Origin of the sequence: Gallintestinimicrobium sp., from assembly GCF_046968865.1 — a bacterium.
Lineage (GTDB): Bacteria > Bacillota > Clostridia > Lachnospirales > Lachnospiraceae > Gallintestinimicrobium > Gallintestinimicrobium propionicum.
Genome location: NZ_JBKVPW010000006.1, coordinates 101,859 through 122,662 on the forward strand (window position 1 = coordinate 101,859; position 20,804 = coordinate 122,662).

At 47.4% G+C, this 20,804-nt stretch carries 21 protein-coding genes, 1 pseudogene and 1 riboswitch; of the genes and pseudogenes, 18 read left to right on the plus strand and 4 right to left on the minus strand.

The annotated features are described in order from the left end of the window. Window positions 1-283 precede the first annotated feature (283 nt). Window positions 284-1,912 carry a Na+/H+ antiporter NhaC family protein gene (locus ACLTOQ_RS07205; RefSeq protein ID WP_337623500.1) on the minus strand — a complete coding sequence of 543 codons (1,629 nt, stop codon included), beginning with the start codon at window positions 1,910-1,912 and terminating at the stop codon, window positions 284-286. An 89-nt stretch (window positions 1,913-2,001) separates the two neighbouring features. Next, window positions 2,002-2,173: riboswitch (Lysine riboswitch) on the minus strand. A 192-nt stretch (window positions 2,174-2,365) separates the two neighbouring features. Here ACLTOQ_RS07205 and ACLTOQ_RS07210 point away from each other — a divergent pair. The 6 genes from ACLTOQ_RS07210 (at window position 2,366) to ACLTOQ_RS07235 (ending at window position 5,379) form a co-directional block, all read left to right on the plus strand. Beyond that, window positions 2,366-2,809: a flavodoxin family protein gene (locus ACLTOQ_RS07210; protein WP_117960017.1), complete on the plus strand. Its 444-nt coding sequence runs from the start codon at window positions 2,366-2,368 to the stop codon at window positions 2,807-2,809. 100 nt (window positions 2,810-2,909) lie between these two features. Then, complete coding sequence (locus ACLTOQ_RS07215) at window positions 2,910-3,443, plus strand: TIGR00730 family Rossman fold protein (protein ID WP_412319162.1); 534 nt, start codon at window positions 2,910-2,912, stop codon at window positions 3,441-3,443. 161 nt (window positions 3,444-3,604) lie between these two features. After that, complete coding sequence (locus ACLTOQ_RS07220) at window positions 3,605-3,979, plus strand: DUF1622 domain-containing protein (protein ID WP_021915021.1); 375 nt, start codon at window positions 3,605-3,607, stop codon at window positions 3,977-3,979. Beyond that, window positions 3,976-4,152 (plus strand): hypothetical protein, encoded by a 177-nt coding sequence (locus ACLTOQ_RS07225; protein ID WP_337561115.1) that lies wholly within the window; start codon window positions 3,976-3,978, stop codon window positions 4,150-4,152. Before ACLTOQ_RS07220 ends, ACLTOQ_RS07225 begins: the two co-directional genes overlap by 4 nt. Next, window positions 4,088-4,312, plus strand: a complete 225-nt coding sequence (locus ACLTOQ_RS07230; RefSeq protein WP_337755308.1) for a hypothetical protein — start codon at window positions 4,088-4,090, stop codon at window positions 4,310-4,312. The genes ACLTOQ_RS07225 and ACLTOQ_RS07230 overlap by 65 nt, the downstream gene beginning before the upstream one ends. A gap of 119 nt (window positions 4,313-4,431) precedes the next feature. After that, complete coding sequence (locus tag ACLTOQ_RS07235) at window positions 4,432-5,379, plus strand: hypothetical protein (RefSeq protein WP_021915023.1); 948 nt, start codon at window positions 4,432-4,434, stop codon at window positions 5,377-5,379. A gap of 72 nt (window positions 5,380-5,451) precedes the next feature. On the opposite strand, the gene ACLTOQ_RS07240 is transcribed toward ACLTOQ_RS07235, so the two are convergent. Continuing rightward, on the minus strand, window positions 5,452-6,300 hold the full coding sequence (locus tag ACLTOQ_RS07240) for a DegV family protein (protein WP_021915024.1): 849 nt from the start codon (window positions 6,298-6,300) through the stop codon (window positions 5,452-5,454). A 384-nt stretch (window positions 6,301-6,684) separates the two neighbouring features. On the opposite strand from ACLTOQ_RS07240, the gene ACLTOQ_RS07245 reads away from it, so the two are divergent. From ACLTOQ_RS07245 to ACLTOQ_RS07300, 12 genes and pseudogenes are all read left to right on the plus strand, one after another. Further along, on the plus strand, window positions 6,685-6,912 hold the full coding sequence (locus ACLTOQ_RS07245; RefSeq protein ID WP_262587056.1) for an HPr family phosphocarrier protein: 228 nt from the start codon (window positions 6,685-6,687) through the stop codon (window positions 6,910-6,912). Between the two features lie 833 nt (window positions 6,913-7,745). Next, on the plus strand, window positions 7,746-8,213 hold the full coding sequence (locus ACLTOQ_RS07250) for a hypothetical protein (protein ID WP_021915026.1): 468 nt from the start codon (window positions 7,746-7,748) through the stop codon (window positions 8,211-8,213). Between the two features lie 91 nt (window positions 8,214-8,304). Next, window positions 8,305-9,498 (plus strand): glycosyltransferase, encoded by a 1,194-nt coding sequence (locus tag ACLTOQ_RS07255; RefSeq protein WP_308728319.1) that lies wholly within the window; start codon window positions 8,305-8,307, stop codon window positions 9,496-9,498. A 22-nt stretch (window positions 9,499-9,520) separates the two neighbouring features. Further along, window positions 9,521-10,237 carry a lysophospholipid acyltransferase family protein gene (locus ACLTOQ_RS07260; protein ID WP_308728320.1) on the plus strand — a complete coding sequence of 239 codons (717 nt, stop codon included), beginning with the start codon at window positions 9,521-9,523 and terminating at the stop codon, window positions 10,235-10,237. Between the two features lie 47 nt (window positions 10,238-10,284). Beyond that, window positions 10,285-11,079, plus strand: coding sequence for an MBL fold metallo-hydrolase (locus ACLTOQ_RS07265; protein WP_412319163.1), 795 nt, complete (start codon window positions 10,285-10,287; stop codon window positions 11,077-11,079). A gap of 191 nt (window positions 11,080-11,270) precedes the next feature. Next, on the plus strand, window positions 11,271-12,188 hold the full coding sequence (locus ACLTOQ_RS07270; RefSeq protein WP_117960028.1) for a nucleotidyltransferase family protein: 918 nt from the start codon (window positions 11,271-11,273) through the stop codon (window positions 12,186-12,188). A 41-nt stretch (window positions 12,189-12,229) separates the two neighbouring features. Continuing rightward, the gene (gene galE / locus ACLTOQ_RS07275) at window positions 12,230-13,246 is read left to right on the plus strand and encodes a UDP-glucose 4-epimerase GalE (RefSeq protein ID WP_262587025.1); all 1,017 of its coding nucleotides are present in this window, start codon (window positions 12,230-12,232) and stop codon (window positions 13,244-13,246) included. A 217-nt stretch (window positions 13,247-13,463) separates the two neighbouring features. Then, a pseudogene (locus tag ACLTOQ_RS07280) lies at window positions 13,464-14,869 on the plus strand (ATP-binding protein). A 116-nt stretch (window positions 14,870-14,985) separates the two neighbouring features. Continuing rightward, window positions 14,986-15,444 (plus strand): GAF domain-containing protein, encoded by a 459-nt coding sequence (locus tag ACLTOQ_RS07285; protein WP_021915190.1) that lies wholly within the window; start codon window positions 14,986-14,988, stop codon window positions 15,442-15,444. 85 nt (window positions 15,445-15,529) lie between these two features. Beyond that, window positions 15,530-16,180 (plus strand): endonuclease III, encoded by a 651-nt coding sequence (gene nth, locus ACLTOQ_RS07290; RefSeq protein ID WP_117960030.1) that lies wholly within the window; start codon window positions 15,530-15,532, stop codon window positions 16,178-16,180. Window positions 16,181-16,267: 87 nt separating this feature from the next. Beyond that, window positions 16,268-16,969 (plus strand): hypothetical protein, encoded by a 702-nt coding sequence (locus tag ACLTOQ_RS07295; RefSeq protein WP_412319164.1) that lies wholly within the window; start codon window positions 16,268-16,270, stop codon window positions 16,967-16,969. Between the two features lie 195 nt (window positions 16,970-17,164). Continuing rightward, complete coding sequence (locus tag ACLTOQ_RS07300) at window positions 17,165-18,745, plus strand: DUF5110 domain-containing protein (protein ID WP_412319165.1); 1,581 nt, start codon at window positions 17,165-17,167, stop codon at window positions 18,743-18,745. A gap of 16 nt (window positions 18,746-18,761) precedes the next feature. Here the strand turns inward: ACLTOQ_RS07300 and ACLTOQ_RS07305 are convergent, their stop codons facing one another. Both ACLTOQ_RS07305 and ACLTOQ_RS07310 read right to left on the minus strand, forming a co-directional pair. Continuing rightward, on the minus strand, window positions 18,762-19,625 hold the full coding sequence (locus ACLTOQ_RS07305) for a helix-turn-helix domain-containing protein (protein ID WP_021915186.1): 864 nt from the start codon (window positions 19,623-19,625) through the stop codon (window positions 18,762-18,764). Then, complete coding sequence (locus ACLTOQ_RS07310) at window positions 19,622-20,770, minus strand: GGDEF domain-containing protein (RefSeq protein ID WP_412319166.1); 1,149 nt, start codon at window positions 20,768-20,770, stop codon at window positions 19,622-19,624. The genes ACLTOQ_RS07305 and ACLTOQ_RS07310 overlap by 4 nt, the downstream gene beginning before the upstream one ends. Window positions 20,771-20,804 lie beyond the last annotated feature (34 nt).

The following is a 20,804-nucleotide window of genomic DNA, read 5'->3' on the forward strand; positions in this document are numbered from 1 at the left end:
CTGTGACTTTTCATAGGATAAGAAGGTAGTATTGTGCCCGCTCCTGCGCCCGCTGGTGAGCGGTGCTCTGGGTACGCGGGTGATGCGCCGGAGAATGGCACGGCGCTGAGACATGCGGACAGTGTGTCCACATCCTGGATAAGAAAAGATAAAAAATAAAACTGGCGTGCTGCCGGTGGAAACCATTGGAATCCACTGACAGCGCGCCAGTTTTTTGATGCGAACAACTTTCGCGCCCGCACAGCGGCGGATCCAAAATCCTCCGCTGCATGCTTTTCTTAACTTACGCGGTTTGCTTATTTCCCGCGATCTGCTTGATCACATACAGCGTTGCAACCATCAGTGCAAAGCCGATCACGAGCATAATCAAGACATTGCGGACGAATCCGGCGATCAGGTAGGTGACGAAGGAAACAGCTGCAACGGTGATGACGTAGGGCAGCTGCGTGGTGACATGGGTGACATGCTCACACTGTGCACCGGCGGAAGCCATGATCGTCGTATCGGAGATAGGGGAGCAGTGGTCGCCGCAGACAGCGCCGGCCATGCAGGCGGAGATGGAGATAATCATCAGCTGCGGGTCGGTGTTCTGGAACACTGCAACAACGATCGGGATCAGGATACCAAAGGTTCCCCAGCTGGTTCCGGTGGCAAAGGCGAGGAACGCACCGATCAGGAAGATGATGGCAGGCAGGAGCGCCATCAGGTTTCCAGCTGCCTGGCTGATGGCACCGGCAACAAAATCCGCAGCGCCGAGGCTGTCGGTCATGGCCTTTAAGGTCCAGGCAAAGGTCAGGATCAGGATTGCGGGAACCATTGCCTTGAAACCGTAAGGCAGACAGTCGCAGCATTCCCGGAAGCTCATAATCCGGCGCAGGCAGTAGTAAAGAATCGTGAGCAGCAGGGCAAAAATACTGCCGAGGGCAAGTCCAACGGAAGCATCGCTGCCAGCGAATGCGGAAACGAAATCGACGCCGGAGAAGAAGCCGCCGGAATACAGCATACCGAGGACACAGCAGACGATCAGCACGAGAACCGGAAGAATGAGGTCGAGCACACGGCCATTGGGGTTCTCAAAGGTCCGCTGGGTGTCTTTTTCTTCCTTGCTGTCGGAGAACAGATCGCCCTTTAAAGCATTTGTCTCATATTTTGCCATCGGGCCGTAATCAAAGTTCCATACGGTAATCAGAATCATCATGGCGATGGTGAACAGTGCATAATAGTTATAAGGAATTGCGCGGACAAAGATGGAGAAACCGTCTTCGCCTTCTACAAAGCCGCTGACTGCAGCGGCCCAGGAAGAAATCGGCGCGATGATGCAGATCGGTGCTGCGGTTGCGTCGATCAGGTAAGACAGCTTTGCGCGGGATACCTTATGGCTGTCTGTGACGGGGCGCATAACGCTGCCGACAGTCAGGCAGTTGAAATAGTCATCAATAAAAATTAAAATGCCGAGGGCAATGGCAGAAAGCTGTGCGCCGACTCTTGTTTTGATTTTTTTCTGGGCCCAGCGGCCGAACGCAGCGGAGCCGCCGGCACGGTTCATCAGGCTGACCATTGTGCCGAGGATAACCAAAAAGATCAGGATGCCGACGTTATAGCTGTCGGACAGCACACTGATAAATCCGTCTTCGAGAACATGCATGGTCGTTCCTTCAAAGGAAAAACCGGAGTATAACAAACCTCCCATTACAATTCCTAAAAATAAGGAACTATAAACTTCTTTTGTGATCAGCGCAAGACCAATCGCGATGATGGGAGGCAGCAGCGCCCATGCGGTTGCATAAACGGACGGAGTGTAAGCTTCTTCCCCTGCTTCTGCTGCGAAAACAGACAGCGGGCTGAATGCAGCTGCGGTCAGAATGAGCAGAAGAGTTTGCCAGAGCCTTGCAGGCAGTTTGAATGGTTTCATAATCTTTCTCCTTTACAAAAATTTACAAAAAAAAACGTAGATGCGGCGCTAATCTTGCCACATCTACGGTCTTTTTCCTCTTTCTGGCAATATCAGATAGCGCTCCACATAATTGTGACAGTCTGCAGCATATTCTGATGCAGCCCAGGGAAACATCCCGGACGGATAAATCCCTTCGGCGGAATTCCCTTTCTTATGCAGGCAGCTGTCCTGAGCGTTCTCCTGCACGGTACTGATGAAGTCCGCGCCTCTATCGTGTTTTGTTACGGCAGATTGTACGATAATTTGTCGAAGAAAAGCATACAATCTGCTTATACGGGCATTCTAACACTCTATATTGGAAATAGCAAGATGTTTTCCAGTAAAGATGTTGACAAAATCGTCCGTTGATTTCCGGTCTGTCGGGAAGTATAATAAAAAACAGAGCGTAAGCAAAAAGGCAGGAGACAGATCATGAAAACAGCAATTGTGTACGCATCCACTCATCATGGGAATACGAAGAAGCTGCTGGACGCAATCGCGGCGGCATATGAGGTGGATCTGATTGACGCGGTAAAGGTTCCGGAAAAGGATTTGAACCGATACGACAGGATCGGATTTGCATCCGGTATTTACTATTCGAAATTTCATCAGGCGGTATTGAATTTTGCGGCAGTCAATATGCCCCAGAATAAGCAGACCTTTTTTATCAGCACCTACGGCGGCAAAGCGGATTATACTTCGATCGAAAAAGCGCTGACAGCCAAAAACAGTGTCCTTCTGGGAAAATATGGATGCAAGGGCTATGATACGTTCGGACCGTTTAAACTGATGGGCGGTCTTGCAAAGGGACACCCGGATGAGGCGGATATTGCCGGTGCAGTGGCATTTTATAAAGAGATTACAGAAGAAAAATAGTGCCGGCATGACGGGATGCACGGAGCGATTGAAAACAGGCAGTGCTGTCAGATTATGACGGAATGCGCAGCTGGGCAGCGCGGCAGAAATGGAGACAGATATGAATATTGCAGTATATTGCGGTTCAGCGTCAGGCAACCGCCCTTCCTTTACGGAAGGTGCAATGGCACTCGGCAGCTGGATCGCCCAAAACGGGCATACCCTTGTTTACGGCGGCTCCCGCACGGGACTGATGGGCGCGACAGCGGACGCGGTTTTAGCAGGCGGCGGCAAGGTCATCGGCGTGATTCCCGATGTGAAGCTGATTCAGGAACGACGCCATCCGGGGCTGACAGAGTGCATCGAGACAAAGGATATGGCGGAGCGCAAGCAGAAAATGATCGAGCTTGCGGACGCTTATGTGGCGTTGCCGGGAGGACCGGGAACGCTGGATGAGATCTCCGAGGTCATCTGCCTGGCGCGGCTTGGAATCGAAAACAAGGCGTGCGTGCTGTTTGATACCGACGGCTATTATCAGGCATTGAAGAAGATTTTTGAGGAGATGGTGGAAGTCGGATTTTCGGAAAAAGAAGACTTCAAGCGGGTTCTGGTATCCGCAGATCTGGACGAAATCGAACGCTTTATCGAACAATAGAACAACGTGCCAAAAGAGATACTGCAGCGTAGACGGAGACGGGCGGAGTTCCATCTACGCTGCAGTTTTTTCTTGTGAAAACAGGTAGATCGGGTTATCATGGAACTATCACAAAAGGAGAGACGCAATATCGCAATAGCGATTGCAGAACGGAGGACGTTATGTGGGACAGTATGATAGAAATGATGGAGCTTGTGATGCAGCACATTGTAGAGATTGCGATTCTGTGTTTTGAATTTATCGGAGTCATTGTCATTATTATTTCCGGGGCAAAAGGGTTCTGGAATTACGTGCGCAGAGAGCCGGAAATGAAAATTACGCTGGCACAGGGGCTGGCGGTCGGGCTGGAATTTAAGCTCTGCAGTGAAATTTTAAAGACGGTTATTGTTCGGGAATGGAAAGAAATCCTGACAGTTGCCGGTATTATCGGCCTGCGCGCCGCCTTGACCTTCCTGATTCACTGGGAGATTAAGGAAGGAGTCAGGGAAGAGCATGGAAAGAAAAAAGAAAACAGTTCTGGAAAGGAATGCGGATGATCACCAGCTCCAACATCGTAGAATTTTTTGAACTGTATCTGCGTCCGTTTCTGGAACAGGAGAGCAGGCTGACAAAGGAACTGGCGGCGGATGAGGCGATTGCGGTGTATGACGATCCGGTTGTGCGCAGCATGGACGGCTACGAGGCAGCCGGACGGATTCGTCCAGTATGAAAAGAAGCTGAAACGAAAGCACCTGCCGATCATCGCGCTGACGGCGAACGTGTTTGCGGAGGACAGCGAGCGGGCGCTGCACGCCGGAATGGACGATCACATGGGCAAGCCCGTGGAGGTGCCGCAGCTTCTGGCGACGATGATGCACTGGATCGGATAACGTGTAGTAGGAAGCACTGGAATAAAGATTGAAATCCTGATGGGATCGCCGTATACTATCGGAGTAGGGCTTCCGACGAGGGCGGATGCCTGCAAATAAGTCGATGGGAGATAGAAGTTATGTATTCGATTCTGGAACATTATCTGAGCACGAATCATATCCTGATGATCGGAATGATCGTGACGTTTATTCTGACCTTTTTTTTACTGGAGCATCCGTTTTCCTTTTTGCCCAGTGATCAGGGGCGGGCGTTTGCCGTAAATGGAAGCCTGTCGAAAGGAAAGCTGCGCGGGGTTGGTTTCATTTTTGTGCTGTGCTTTTTAATCAGCAGCGTGTTATTTCTTCCGATTGACGTTGAGTATGTGATCTATGCGATTTTGCTGTTTGCAATGATGATCAGCGGATATCTGGATGACGCTTCGAAGACACCCTGGAATGAATACAAGAAAGGGCTGATTGACCTCGTCATTTCTGTCGTAGCGGTTTTAACTTATATGAATTTTAACTCCACGACGATCTGTTTCGGCGCGGATGAAATCGTGATTCCGAAAGCGCTGTTTCTGATTCTCGGCGTGATTCTGATCTGGGTTTCGGTCAACGTGACGAACTGTACGGACGGCGTGGATGGTCTGTGCGCGAGTCTTTGCAGTGTGACACTTCTGGCGTTTGGCGTGCTGTTTGCGCCCATTCTGCAGAAATACGCGATGGCGAACTTTTTGTTCCTTTCGGTTTTGTTTGCTTATCTGTACTTTAACAGCTCACCCAGCAGCATGCTGATGGGTGATGCAGGTTCCAGGGCCCTTGGATTTTATATCGCGGTTATCGCGCTGAAATCCACGCATCCGTTTATCTATATTCTGCTGGCTGCAGTAATGATCGTGGACGGCGGAATCGGGCTTGTGAAGATAGCGCTTAAGCGCTTTTTGAAGATTTCCATTCTGAAAAAGACGAGAACACCGCTGCATGATCATGTGCGTAAGAATCTTGGCTGGTCGGATACGCAGGTTGTTGTGCGCTTCCTGATTCTTCAGACAGTGCTGGCGGCAGTTGCGTATTGCCTGATCTGATTTTTGACAGGAAAATGCCTGTCCTCTTTGGCAGGAGGTATGTAAACTCAGCTGACAAAAAGGACAGGCAGATCAGGATTCGATGAATAAAACGCCGAGGGTTCCGGGACCGCAGTGGCTGGAAATTACGCCGCCTGCCCGGGTTTCGAGGATTTCACGGAAGATTCCGAGACCTTCGAGATAGGAGCGAACCGCATTTATAATGGTTGGCTCACAGCCGGAATGTGTGATAAACACGCGATCCGGACGCGCATGCTTTAAAGCAGGCTCCATATCTTTCACATAGGAAAGGATAACGGAATCCATTTTGCCCCGGTATTTTTTTGTCGGTTTCATGGCACCGTGCTCTACGATGATCTGGGGGTGGAGCTTTAAAAGACCTCCTGCCATGGCGGCGATGGCGCTGCAGCGTCCTCCGCGATGCAGGTAAGTGAGCGTGTCAACGACAAAGCTGGCACGGACATACGGTTTTAAACTTTCTACAGCGACAGAGATTTCTGCCGCTGTTTTGTTGTTTTGTGCCAGAATAGCGGCTTCTATGACCAGAAGACCAATGCCGGTGGATAGATTTGCAGAGTCGATCACCGTGATCAGATCCTGTGCGTTCAGTTCTTCTGCCGCAAGCTGCATAACATTGCCGGAAGAGGACATACTGTTAGAGATCGAGAAACAGACGATATTGCGTCCTTCCTCCACATAAGGGCGAAATAGCTCGATTGTTTCAGAAAGAGCGGGTGCGGAGGTTTTGGGTGTCGTTTTATTAGCATCTGACCAGGAATAGATTTGATCCGGAGTAATATTTATTCCGTCTTTATATTCCTTCTCTCCAAGCAGGATATGAAGCGGCAGAATGTCGATATCATATTTTGAAAGCAGATCCGGGGTGAGGTCACAGGTACTGTCGGAAATTATTTTTACCATAGTTTCAAGTCCTTTCTGAGAACCGTTTTGGTCTGTAGTTAGTGTAGCACAAGGGAAAAAAAGAAAAAAGGGAAAAGAGAAAAAAGGGAAAAGAGAAAAAGAATATTTGACAAAATTTTTGCAGAAATAAGGACAAATTGCGAAAAGAAATATGAGAACGATTTCATAAAAGATTCACATTTTGAATCAGGATAGAGAAAAAGAGACAAAAGACAGGAAAAAACAGGACAAAAACCTTTCTTTTTTCACAAAAATGGATCAAAACAGGAGGAAAACGGACGTGTTGACAAATTGCCGAAACTGCATAAAATAAAACCAGCAACAGCGAAAGCTGCTGAAAAAAAATTTGGAAACTGTTCGAAAGGAGATATCGGCATGAATAACATGAACAAAATGAAAATCCGTTTGAATGCGACGGCTGATGTCCAGGAGTTCGTAAGGGCAGCAGAAAAATGCGACTTTGATATAGATATTCAGTATGATTCCACCATTGTGGATGCAAAATCCATTCTTGGAATTTTCAGTCTTGGTCTTGCCAAGATTTTTACCGTAAACTGCCATGGTGAAAACGCTGAATTCGTAGATGCGATTCAGAAATTCGCAGTGGCGTAAAAATTGCTTATCCCCCTCTTTTTTATACCCCCCCTTTTTTAACCAGCTGCCATCCCCCAATGGCAGCTGGTTTTTTTCACGTGTAATGAGCCAAAGCCCAAGCTTGCTCGAGACGTTGGCGAATACCGCGAAACCCGGTGAATCCAGCAAAGGATCCTGGCATCGAAAAATAAATTATTACAAAGTTTTAAGAAAATAGAAAAAGTTTTTGTGCAAAAGAATGTGGGAACGATCCCTCACGGAAAAAAGTGTTCACAATTCATGGATATATTTTATAAAATCGGATAAAAAGAAGCGAAAACAGATTAAAAAAGTGACAAAAACCCTTGATTTTATGCGGGTTTGGGGCATGTTGACAAATCTCAGAAAAAAGATAAAATGGAATCATCGAAAGGCGAGAGCGAAAAAAGCCAATCGATAAAGCTTAATGTTATATTAAGCGTACCCCCTCTTTTTTATATACTATACCCCCCTTTAGAGCCCTTCTGCCACCCTCCCCCCTTCAGGCAGAAGGGCGCTTTTTTATCGTATAGGAAACTTTGTTTCCATACGATAAAAAAGCTCCGCTTAGGATGCGCACTCGGCGCAGGGGTAGATGGTTGCCGAAGCAACCGCGCCTCGGCGCGAGAATGTGCCAAGGCACATTCTTTTTTTTACAGTTTATTCGTGGCTCCCTGTGGACAGATTCCATGCTCGCGTGAGAATCTGTCCGCAGGGAGCCACGAAGCGCATTCTAATGTTTGCGCTTTTATGCTACAATTGATACAATATCTGTAATTGTTCATGAGGCGGGATCAAAACACGTCGGATATGCGGCGGAGACGGAGGAATCTATGAATCAGAAGATGCAGGAAGAACCAAAGTGGAAAAGGACATGGCATTTTATACGTCCGACAGTGATTAGTGTTGCTGTAGTGCTGCTTGCTTTTTTCATTATGCAGGGAAGACCGCTGGCGACGACACTGGACAGGCGTACAGATCTCGTATCTGTCGTTGTGACACAAAACGGGGCAGAGCAGGCTTTTACGGATCAGGACAATATCGTACGTGCGGCGGAAGTGGCAGGTGTCCTTTCGAGACGGTTTAAGACGACACAGGAGCATGAGCCGGATACCTGCTATGTATTCACCTTTCAGGATGGAAGAGAATTGAAGATCGGTGTTTATGAAAACGATATTTATTACGATGGACAGTGGTATACCGGAGCGGCTTCTACGCCGGATCTGTTCCGCAGTATGACCGGCAGCAGATTTTTTGTCATCGAAACGACGATGCCGGAGATGGAAAGTACCGCTGAGTAAAATTGAAAAATAAAATTTTTCAATCACGAGATTTGTGTCTGCGCGCACTTGACACAAACTCGGCATGCGCAAAAAGCGTGCGCAGAAATGAGTGGAAAGAACAGAAAAATGTGAGGGGGCAGGCTTTAGAGAAGTCTGCGGAATGGAGTACGATATGAAAATCCTGTTGGTAATTGACCAGTTCGATCAGGGAAATAACGGAACAACGATCAGTGCGCGTCGGTTTGCCCAGGCGCTGGCGGCGGATGGCAACGAGGTTCGGGTTGCAGCGGCGGGAAAGCCTGCGAGAGGCAAATATCCGATGCCGGAGATCCATTTTCTGCCGGTTGCGGATTCTATTATCAGAAGTCAGGGCATGGTGTTTGCAAAACCGAACCGCAGCGTACTGGAACAGGCGATTGCATGGGCGGACGTGGTGCATTTTATGATGCCCTTTGCGCTTTCCCGTGTCGGACTGCGGATTGCAAAGGAAATGGGCAAACCGGTGACAGCGGCATTCCATGTGCAGCCGGAAAACATTACATCGACGATTCATCTTGGGAAAAATAAAAAGGCCAATGAGCTTTTGTATGAATGGTTCCGAGATGATTTTTATAATGAATTTACGCATATCCACTGCCCGAGCCCGTTTATCGCGGGGCAGTTAAAGGAACACGGCTATCAGGCAAAGCTTCATATTATATCGAACGGTGTATCGGATGAATTTTATCCGCGCGTGCGTCAAAAGGAGCCGGAGCTGGCGCATAAATTCGTCATTTTGATGATTGGACGTTATTCAGAAGAAAAACGGCAGGATGTTTTAATAGAAGCGGTAAAACGATCTGCACATTCCCACAGGATTCAGCTGATTTTGGCAGGACAGGGACCGAAGGAGCGCAGCCTGCGCTGGCAGGGAAGGTCGCTGCGCTATCCTCCGATCATGGGATTTTTTGATACGGAGCGACTGTGCGAACTGATGGCGATGAGCGATTTGTACGTCCATGCGGCGGACGTCGAAATCGAGGCGATCGCATGCCTGGAAGCGGTTGCGTCCGGGCTGGTTCCGGTCATCGCGGATTCGCCGCTTTCAGCTACCTCGCAGTTTGCCCTCGATCACAGGAGTTTATTCGAAGCGGGCAACGTAGACGATCTGGCGGAGCGGATTGACTGGTGGTATGAGCATGCAACAGCACGGCATCAAATGGCACGTGTCTATGCGGAGAGCGCCAACCAGTATCGTCTGAAAAACAGCATTCGGAAAGCAGAGCAGATGTTTGCGGAAGAGATTGCGGAGACCTTGGGATAAATGGAATGGAGGCAACACAGGGATGATTTTGGTGAAAGACCGTACAGGATCAAAAAACGGCACCGCAGACAGCACCCTGGTCGGAGTGTTTGACTCCAAACGTCCGTTGTACCGGATCGTAAAGTGGCTGATCCTGCACATTTTTCCGCCGGTGTTCCGGCTGTTGTACGGATTTCGGGTGGTCGGCAGGATACCGGAGGAAAAGATGCAGAACGGCTGTATCAGCGTCTGCAATCATGTTCACAAGCTGGACTGCGTGATGCTGGCATGCGTGTTTCAGGATTATACGATGCAGTTTTTATCGTTGGAATCTAATCTCCACATTCCGGTCGCAGGCGCGATTGTGCGTCTGATGGGCGGAATCGGACTGCCTGCAAAGCTGGACGGGTGGCGACCGGTTTTAAAACGCATAAAACAGGGGCTGGATGAGGGTCAGATGCTGCAGATTTACCCGGAGGGAGAGCTGATCGATGGCTGTCGGACGCTCCGGGCGTTTCAGCCGGGCGCGTTTCAGATCACGTGTTGGTTCCGGAAGCCGATGATTCCGTGCCTGCTGCGGTTTTATCCGCGTTTTTCCAAAAGCGGCAGACGAAAAAGGGACGGAATGGAGCTGGTTATTTTAGAGCCGGTGGACATTCCGACCGATAAAAAGGGCAAGCGCGCGGCAACAGAGCTGGAAACGCAGATCCGATGTCAGATGGAAGCGGCACGGCTTGCAGTTGGTAGAGAGGGTGCATGAGGATTGTGCATTCTATTGTTTAGATAGAGCAGGAAAATCCTGCGGAAATGGAGCAGAAAGTGAAAATTACCTGGCTTGGTACGGCAGCAATTCGTCTGGAAGCGGACGGTGAGACAGTTTTATTCGACCCGTTTGTACAGCTGGTCGGTGGGGAAAATCCGAACTGTCTGGATGACTTTTTACAGGATCAGACGATCTGTGTGACCCACGGGCATCTGGATCATATGATGGAGGTTCCGGAATTTCTGGATCCGGAAAGCGATGCGGAGGCGACCGTTTACTGCGGAGAAGTGGCGGCAGAGACGCTTTCCGATATGGTGGAGAACACCAGCAACGTAGTAAAGGTGAGACCGGGCGACGTGATCCGACTCGGGGACGTACGGATTCTTGTAATGGAAGGAAAGCATGCGAAGCCTGGAAAAAGTCAGGTATTCCAGAAGCTGTTTTCCCGCAGATTTTTGCAGTATTTCAGAAATGCGCTGGCACTTGCATATTTGAATCCGAAATTTCCGGAGGGCGGACAGACGCTGATGTACGAGGTGCATGCGGAGGGTAAACGCGTGCAGGTGATGGGAAGTCTCGGACTGCAGGAGGATCAGGAATACCCACAGGGTGCCGATCTTCTGATTCTGCCGTTTCAGGGAAGCGAATTTCTGGAAGCAGTAGCGCTGGAGGTCGTAGAGCGGCTGCAGCCCAAGCGGATTTTGCTGGATCATTTTGACGACGCATTCCCGCCGGTATCGGAGCATGTCGATACGAGACGGTTTAAAAAGCTGATGGATGAGGAATATCCGCAGATCAAAGTCGTAAAGCCGACGGCAGGAAAAACGGTGGTGCTGTAACGGGATTTTATAACGTATGGAGAAACACCAGTGCTACCGGTTTGCAGTTTGAGATACAGCATGATATAATAAGTAGAAAGAGCGGCTTTTCGTGCAGATATCACTCAAATAGCCGTATAACATTTTGACAGGTCTTTGCAACATGGAAGAATTGCAGCTGCGGGGGCTTATGTTACAATAGGAGGGAACAAATGGAAAAACCGACATTAGTAATTCTGGCAGCAGGAATGGGAAGCCGTTATGGCGGCTTAAAGCAGATTGATCCTGTAGATGACAAGGGGCATAAGATCATTGATTTCTCGATCTATGATGCAGTCAGAGCGGGATTCGGCAAGGTCGTTTTCATCATTAAAAGAGAGCATGAGCAGGATTTCAGAGAGTGCATCGGCAATGCAGTCAGCAAACATATTCCTGTAGAGTATGTATTCCAGGAGCTGACGAAGGTTCCGGAAGGATTTCAGATTCCGGAAGGCCGCGTAAAGCCCTGGGGAACCGCACATGCAATCCTGTGCTGCAAGGGCGTAGTGAATGAGCCTTTCGCAGTGATCAATGCAGATGACTATTATGGAAGAAGCGCTTTTGAAGAGCTGTACCGTTTCCTGACCACACATCACGACGATGAAAAATATCGTTACGCGATGGTTGGCTATCAGCTGGGCAACACTTTGACAGACAACGGTTCCGTTGCAAGAGGTATCTGCGTAACCGACGAAAACGGCTATCTGCAGGAGATTGCAGAGCGCACCAAGATCGTGAAGACCGAGGATGGCGCGGCATACACAGAGGATGATGGTAAGACCTGGATTCCGGTAGGATTAAAGACTCCGGTTTCCATGAACATGTGGGCATTTTCTCCCAGCATTATCAACGAGCTGCAGAATGCAGTAGATCGTTTCTTTGCAGAAGAGGTTGAAAAGAATCCGCTCAAATCCGAGTGCTTTTTGCCGATCGAGGTAGATAAGCTGTTAAAGGCTGGAAAAGCAACCGTTGAGGTGCTTCATTCTGCTGACAAATGGTTTGGCGTTACCTATAAGGAAGACAAACCGTTTGTGATGGAGTCGATCCAGAAGTTAAAGGATGCCGGTGTTTATCCTGATGTTCTGTGGTAAAACAATAAGAAAAGTCAGCAAAAGAATGGAGGAAACGAAACATGGCAATTTTAGTTACAGGCGGCGCCGGATTTATCGGCAGTCATACCGTTATTGAATTACAGAATGCCGGATATGATGTCGTTGTAGTAGATAATCTGGTAAATTCCAGCGAGAAATCCCTGGAACGTGTAGAAAAGATCACAGGAAAGAAGGTTCCTTTTTACAAAGTGGACATTCTCGACAGAGAAGGCCTGAATGAAGTTTTTGCAAAAGAAAAAATCGATTCCTGCATTCATTTCGCAGGCTTAAAGGCAGTCGGTGAATCCGTACAGAAGCCCTGGGAATACTATGAAAACAATATTGCAGGCACTCTGACACTGGTTGATGTAATGCGCAAGCACAATGTGAAGAATATCATCTTTTCCTCTTCTGCAACCGTGTACGGCGATCCTGCGATGATCCCGATCACCGAGGAATGCCCGAAGGGACAGTGCACAAACCCCTATGGTTGGACAAAATCCATGCTGGAACAGGTTCTGACAGATATCCAGAAAGCAGATCCGGAATGGAACGTTGTTCTGCTGCGTTATTTCAACCCGATCGGTGCTCACAAGAGCGGTCTGATCGGTGAAAATCCCAATGGTATTCCGAACAATCTGATGCCTTACATCACACAGGTTGCAGTCGGCAAGCTGAAAGAGCTGGGTGTTTTTGGTGACGATTACGACACTCCGGACGGAACCGGCGTCAGAGACTACATTCATGTCGTTGACCTTGCAAAAGGCCATGTAAAAGCCCTCAAGAAGCTGGAGGATCATTCCGGTCTGAACATTTACAACCTGGGCACCGGACACGGCTACAGCGTGCTGGATATCGTGAAGAACTTCGAGGCAGCTACCGGCGTGAAGATCCCGTATGTGATCAAGCCCCGCCGCGCAGGCGATATCGCAACCTGCTACTCCGATGCGAGCAAGGCAGAAAGAGAGCTTGGCTGGAAAGCAGAATACGGCATCAAAGAGATGTGCGAGGATTCCTGGAGATGGCAGTCGATGAATCCGAACGGATACGATGACTGAGAATAAAAGCAGCAGAAACCGAAATAGCTAAGGCAAAGAAGGAACAAGAGGCAAAAATTAGTAGATAATACTGATTTTTGCCTTTTTGAATATATTTTATCGCACATATTAAAGGAACGATAGAATGGTAAAGTTTACTTGTAAATAGCCCTATGATAAAATAATTAGAAGTAGTGTTGGGCACTTGTAAAAGGTAAAATATTTATAAGGGGTGTTTATGAAATTAGAACAACTGATCGGTGAAGCAACCGAATATGACAAAAAGCGATGCTGGAGATAAAAAAGCCGAAAAGTTGGCTGAAAAGTGTAAGTGCTTTTGCTAATGGCGTTGGTGGTGTGCTAATTTTTGGCATTGCCGATAATGATTCTGTGGTGGGAGTTGACGATGCAAAGAAAGCTATGGAAGTTATTAGTGAGCAGATAAAGACAAAAATGGATCCAATTCCAGAAGTTCTGCTAAAAGCACACGAAATAGATGGCAAGAAGATTATAACACTGGAGGTATATCGGGGCGGTGAGACTCCTTACTATTATGTAGGAGAAGGTAATTATACGGCTTTTGTTCGAATCGGCAATGAAAGTGTAATTGCGGCTGCGATGGATTTAAAGAGACTGGTTTTACGGGGAAAGAACAGAACTTATGATAGTCTCGTTACGGATTATAATTTTGATGATTATTCTTTTTCCAAGTTAAAGGCAGCATATTATAAACAGACGAAGAAAAGTATGGAAATCAAAGATTTTGAATCATTTGGTATTATTGACAGGAATGGTATGTTAACGAATGCAGGAGCTTTGTTTGCGGATGAATCTCCTGTTTATTGTTCGAGATTATTTTGCACCAGATGGAATGGTATTGACAAAGCATCAGGAGTTATTGATGCACTGGATGATGAAGAATATACAGGCAGTCTTATCCTGCTTTTGGAAGAGGGCATGAATTTTGCGCGAAGAAATTCAAAGAAAATGTGGAAAAAAGAGTCTGATCGGAGAGTAGAATATCCGGAATATCCAGAGAGAAGTATTTTTGAAGGATTAGTGAATGGATTAGTACATCGTGATTATTTAGATATGGGAAGCGAAGTTCATATTGATATTTTTGATGACCGTTTGGAAATATATTCCCCCGGTGGAATGTATGATGGGACGCTTATTCAGGACAGGGATATTGGTAACGTTCTATCAAAGCGCAGAAATCCAGTGGTTGCAGATATTTTTAGTCGACTTGATTATATGGAACGAAGAGGAAGCGGTTTTAAAAAGATTATGCAGGCATATGAAGTAGAACCGAACTATACGGAAGACAAAAAGCCTGTTTTTTATTCAAATGCAACGGAATTTAGAGTTATCCTGAAAAATCTTAACTTTAAGAATGAAGTTTTGAACGAAAAAAATGAAGTTTTGAATGAAGTTTTGAATGAGGTTTTGAATTCTGGCAGAACAGAAATGGAAATAAAAGTAATAAAGAAAATACTATATTCGCCAAGAATTAAACAGAAAGAATTAGCGGAAGATGTAGGTGCTTCTGTAAGTACTGTTCAACGGATTATAAAAAAATTAGTGAAAGAAGAAAAGATAGTTCGTATGAATGGAAAACGGAATGGGTATTGGAAAGTCTTGTAGAATGTTTGCTAAGTTGGATGATGGAGTTATAGAAAAAAAGATACATGGATTTTTTCAAAATTGACATGTACAATATTTGAGAAACGCAAAACACCTGCGGAATGGAGAGATGTGATATGACACAACAATATCAGGAGCTGACAGAGCAGTTGGCGGCGCTGGTGGATGCAGAGTGGCCGATGGTCAGCAACCTTGCAAATGCGGCAGCGCTTTTATATGAAAGGCTGGATCGCCTGAACTGGGCAGGCTTTTACCTGACGGACAATCATGTGCTGTGGCTGGGACCTTTTCAGGGAAAAACAGCGTGCGTGCGGATTGCAGAGGGAAACGGCGTCTGCGGGACAGCGCTGCAGACGGACAGCGTACAGCGGGTCGAGGACGTGCATGCGTTTCCCGGACATATTGCGTGCGACGCGGCATCCCGGTCGGAAATTGTGCTTCCACTGCACAAAAACGGAGAGGTAATTGGTGTGCTGGATATTGACAGCCCGGAGGTTGGCAGATTTTCGGCGGAAGATGAAGAGGGATTGCGAGAGGTTGTGCGGATTCTGGAACGGATTATAGTTTGCTCGTAACTTTTGACAGGCAGATTCCTGCTCACATGAAAATCTGACTGTCAGAAATCACGAAGGGAGCGGGTGAACTGCTGAGGAAAACAAAATGGATAAAATAGCAAAAGTACCGCATCTGCGGGAAGAACTGGACTGGTTGGATCAGACCTACGGTGTGGAGAAAGAGGGATTTTTTCATCAGGAGCACTGGCAGCTGCTTGTTGCGATCATGCTGAGCGCGCAGAGCACGGACAAGCAGGTGGATGAAGTCCTTCCGAAGCTGTATGGTCGTTTTCCAACCGTGCAGGAGATCGCGCAGGCGACAGAAGAGGAAATCGGGGAAGAAATCAAGTCGGTTGGCTTGTATAAAAGTAAGGCAAAGCATGTTAAATCCTGTTGTATGCAGCTTGCAGAACAATATGGCGGCGAAGTGCCGACGACGATCGAAGAGCTGGTAAAGCTGGCGGGAGTCGGAAGAAAGACCGCAACACTCTTTCTGGCGGATGCGTATGGGATTCCGGGCGTGACTGTGGACACGCATGTGTTTCGGATTTCGCATCGGCTCGGCTGGGCGAACGGCAAAAATCCGGTTGAGACGGAACAGGAGCTGATGCGGGTGCTTCCAAAAGATCACTGGAACCGGATCAATTTTCAGCTGATTTATCACGGCAGGAGCATTTGTACCGCAAGAAAAGCGAAATGCAGTGAATGTGGACTGCAGGCGTGGTGCGAAAAGCGCGTGGAGAAAAAGCAGGCGTAGGCATTGGTTTATGCGGCGATTATGCGGACAGCGGGCGGGAGACACAGGAACAGCTGACAGTACAGAATACGGGATTGGGGAAACAGTATGTGCGAAAAATATGAACTGCCGATACGATTTACGGAAGAACAGAGAAAAAAGTATGCAGAATGGGGCATCAAAAAAGGAAAAGTTCTGATGCCAATGGCTGCAGTAACAATTGGAATCGATCTGCTGACAGTGCTTTGGGTTGTCGGAAGAGTGTGGCTGATTCGTGAGAGCGATCCGATCTGGTTTCAGATCATTTGCCAGAACGATGGAATCGGGGAAATTTCCAGTACGATTGCGATTATCCTGACCTTTTTGATTTTAAAACCGATCGATCTCATTCTGGATAAGATCTGGCATCGTCCGGAAGGAACGGAGTGGCTGGAAGTTGGGCTGACGGAAAATGGCGTGACGGTGAAGCGGACATATAGAGCAGGAGATGCCGGGACGGGTGTGGACAATGCTGCTGGCAGAAGTTGTTGTGGGGAAACTACGGTTTTCGAAACACATCCGCTGATACAAATGGACGAATACCTGGACGCTGAGAAAAACGCGGTGCGTGTCCAGGGTGTTTGGTTGGAAATCGGGGAAAACACCCGGGAAAATATTTACACGCCCCAACAGCAGAAGCACTGGCTGGATCAGCCGGAGGGAAAGAGCGGCAGCATTAACAACGTGAAGAAACTGCAGAAGATTATCAAAGGCTACGCGGCAGCGCTGGAGGAAAAAGAAAAAGAGCGGGCGTGGCTGATGGAACAATGAATGTACGTGATGTAGTTCCAAGATCTGTGATCTGGTAGATTTCCATATCCGTGATTGGGCTTTCTCCGAAATACCACTTTTTTACACATATATGCGCCTAATCTTCCTCGAAAACCGCGTTGCTCCTCTTTATAATAAAGACAGGATTCAAAGGGTGAAGTCTGTGCATCGAAAAACAGACTGCGGGAGGATGATATGCGCGAGTTGATCTATGATAATGTGCGGATTCAGTTTTTGTCAGAAGAGGTACTTCGGCTGGAAGTCAGATATGGGGCATATTTCACGGATCGGAATACGCTTTGGATTCCGGACAGGGGAGCGTTTGAAAAGGCAGGAAAGAGACTGCCGGAAAGTCAAAGCAGATCCCGGGAAAATCAGGGCAGGCAGCAAAGCCTGGTGGTAAGAGAAGAGGCAGCTCAGGAACACAGCCGTCCGCAGCGGTTTTTGCTGGGAGACCTTCTTCTTGTTTTGCCGAATCCGAAAGAAGGACTGAGGGGGCTTCAGATTTTTAGAGAGGGCAAATGCGTTTATCAGTATGAAAGAGTAAAAATAAACGGAAAGCTTCCGGCTCCGGCACAGACTCCATGGATTTATCCGCTGCTGGACGTACCAAGAATTTTGCTGCCGGAAAAAAACTGCAGCACTTCTGAAAAGAAAAAATATATCCTGCAATGGGATGCGGAGGATCTTTATCTTCTGGTGTGCAAAAAAGATGCAAGAAAGCTCCGGGAAACGTATGTCTGTCTGACCGGAAGGGCAGATATGCTCCGGGAGGCTGTATTGGAGGATCAAAAAATTGAGCCTTGTTTGAAGCAGCCACTGAGATTACTCAAAGCGGCATCAGATGGAAAAAGTGAGGCAGAAACACCTGCTAATGGATTGGATACAGAGATCCTGAAGAACCCTGAGAGATATTTTCAGGACAGAAAAAAAGAATTGCCCTATCTGGATTATCTGGAAATGACGGAGTGCCAGAGAGAGACAAATTTAAAACAGATGCTTCGAAAACCAGGAAACGGCAGTCTGTTGCCGATGCTGTACAGAAACGTGTATGAAAGCTGGGAGAACGGCATGCCGATCTGCCGCCGCCTGGACTGGGAATATCCCCAGGATAAAAAGGTGCTGCTATATTTGCAGGAGTTTATGATCGGAGATCTGCTTGTTGTGCCGGAAAAAGAAAAGTCTGAAATCTACCTGCCGGAGGGATTGTGGCTGTATCCGTGGACAGGAAAGGTATATCAGGGAAAACGCTGCAGGAAGCTGAAAAATCAGTCAGAGCAGCTGGAACTCTATATCCGGCTGGGAGCGGTTTTGATCCTGGCGGAGGATACTGCCTGTGTCAAGGAGCAGAGCTGGGAGCTTTTGACGATGGATTATTATCCCTGTAAAGAATGTTTGCAAGACGGATTTCTGTATGAGGATGACCGTGAGACGGACGCCTACAAAAACGGAAAATATCGCAAGACCTATTATCATACCTCCTATGATGGAAATCAAAAGGCATATGGACTTAGCATTTCAAACGCGGAGGGAGACTTTGCGGGCAGGTTTGCAGGTAAAAGGCGGACATTGCGGATCCGGTGTCATGAGCTTTTGGGAGAACGGGTAAAACAGGTGTTGATCAATGGGAGAAAACAGACTTTTGAGAGAATCTTGAAATCAAAGGAGGCGAAGGTATTCGGGACAGCAGGCGCAGCACCGGACAGCGATGTGGCAGAGCTTGTGGTAGAACATCCGCTGTCAGAATGCTTGCATGTGGATTTTGTGATGGAATGACAGGGCGTTCGCCTGTTTACGTAGGGGGGAGCGGCTTGACATAATCGTCGCGCGTGGACAAGTCATTTCGAAACCAGCTGGGCGTCACGCCGGTCCAGCGCTTAAAGAGGTTGGTGAAGTGTCGGTAATCCGGGAAGCTCAGCAGGTCGGATATTTCCTGAATGGACATTTCCGTAGAGCGCAGAAGATCCTGTGCAATTGCCAGCTTTCGGGACAAGTAATAATGATAGGGCGTCATATGAAAGGTTTCTTTAAACAGATGAATCGCACGGGAATTGGAAAGATGTACCTGTGCAGCGATATTTGCGATGTTGAGCGGTGCAGTCAGATTCTGCTCGATGTAGGTTTTCATGATCTGGGGGGCAGAGGTATCGGTCTGCAGTCCGTTTAGCTGCTCGGAAAACTGAATGATATGCTGATGGAGTAAAAGAGCCAGCTCGTTTTTGTTGAGCGAGGGCTCTTTTTCCAGCTTCTGAAGGATCTGCATCAGGTAATCGCTTTTCCAGAAATTCCGGACGCAGCAGTTGAAGCCGAGCTGATAATCACTGAGCAGATGACTGATCAGGTTTCCCTGACCGTTGAACCAGATCTTTACCCAGGGATCATTATGGTCGGAATAATAATGATGAAACGTACAGGGATGCAGAATGTAGGCATCCCCTGCCGTGAGCCTGGTTAAGGTGCCATTAAATTCCACATAGCCGGTTCCCTGCAGCACACATTCAAACACATAATGATCTCCGTTGAAGCGCCGGATGTGGTAATAAGGATCGCGGTAGCTGATCCCGGCGGAAAGCGGGGCAAATTCCGGAGAAGTCATGCCTGTGTAGGGGCAGATCTTTTCAGAGTGGATTTCATAAAGGTCGCGTTTGGTAATCAATGTGGTGTCCTTTCTGTCAAAGAGCGGGAAAAGTTACAATTGGTTTTGCCCGGTTCTTTTGTTTCTTGTTTGTGTAGTTTTTTGTATCGATATAACTGGGCATCCGCTTCTGAAATCGCTTGCGCTATGCTGCTCTCAGATTTATGATAAATGCTGTATCCCATAGAAACCAGAGGAAGATTGCAGTCCTGCTCCTGGCTGGAATTTAAATTATTTATAAAAAGGCTGATTGCATTTAAAATATCAATTTCATCTGCTTTATCAGATAATACACCAAATTCGTCGCCGCCGATCCTGTAACAAAATCCGATGCCTGAAAAAGACTTCAGTATCAAACCGGCAATCGTGCTGAGACACTGGTCTCCATACTGGTGCCCAAATTGGTCATTGATTTTTTTAAAATCATCCACATCAAAGAATATAATCGCCCCATAACCCAGGGACTCCAGATGCTGGATTTCATATTCATAGGCGCGGCGGTTAAACAGACCGGTCAGGATATCGTGCTTCTCTTTCAACTCACAAAAAAACGCATAATAAAGGATGAGGGATAAGGAAACGCAGGACCAGGTTGTATGGATGGATGGAAACAGAACCTGTATAGAGGTTCCTCCAAGAATGAACAAAAACAGCAATAGCAGTGCAAAGCAATCTTTGTTTTGATAACGCTTGGCGATGTATAAGGTTTCTTTAAAAAGTATGGTCATGCTCCAGATATAAGCGGCAACATAAACAAAAAAACAAGGTCCGCGGAAATATTCATTTTGCTGAGAAATGGAAAATATCAGACCGAATTTTGGCGAGAGCATAGCCAAAAGCATATTGGCAACAGCTGGAAGGAACAGGTAAAATATATTTCTGTAATTTTTATGGTTAAAAACAAATGCAAGAGAAATGGTAATAAATGGAGAAAGTGAAAAGCCGAGCACATTAAAAAACATATTCGGGAGACTAAAAGAGGCAACCGGCTGTCCAAAAACAGAGGTTCCGATTTCCGCAAGGATGACAAGTATCGTGCAAAAAATGGCAGTGGAAAAAAAACGCTTCATTTTACGGTCCAGAAGGTTGTTTCTGCCGACAACAAAAGCTAATAGCAGCATGGCTAAAATATTCGTTATGGATAGGGCAACATAATTTTCCAGCATTTCTGACCTCATTTCTGGTTTGAGTTATTGTAAG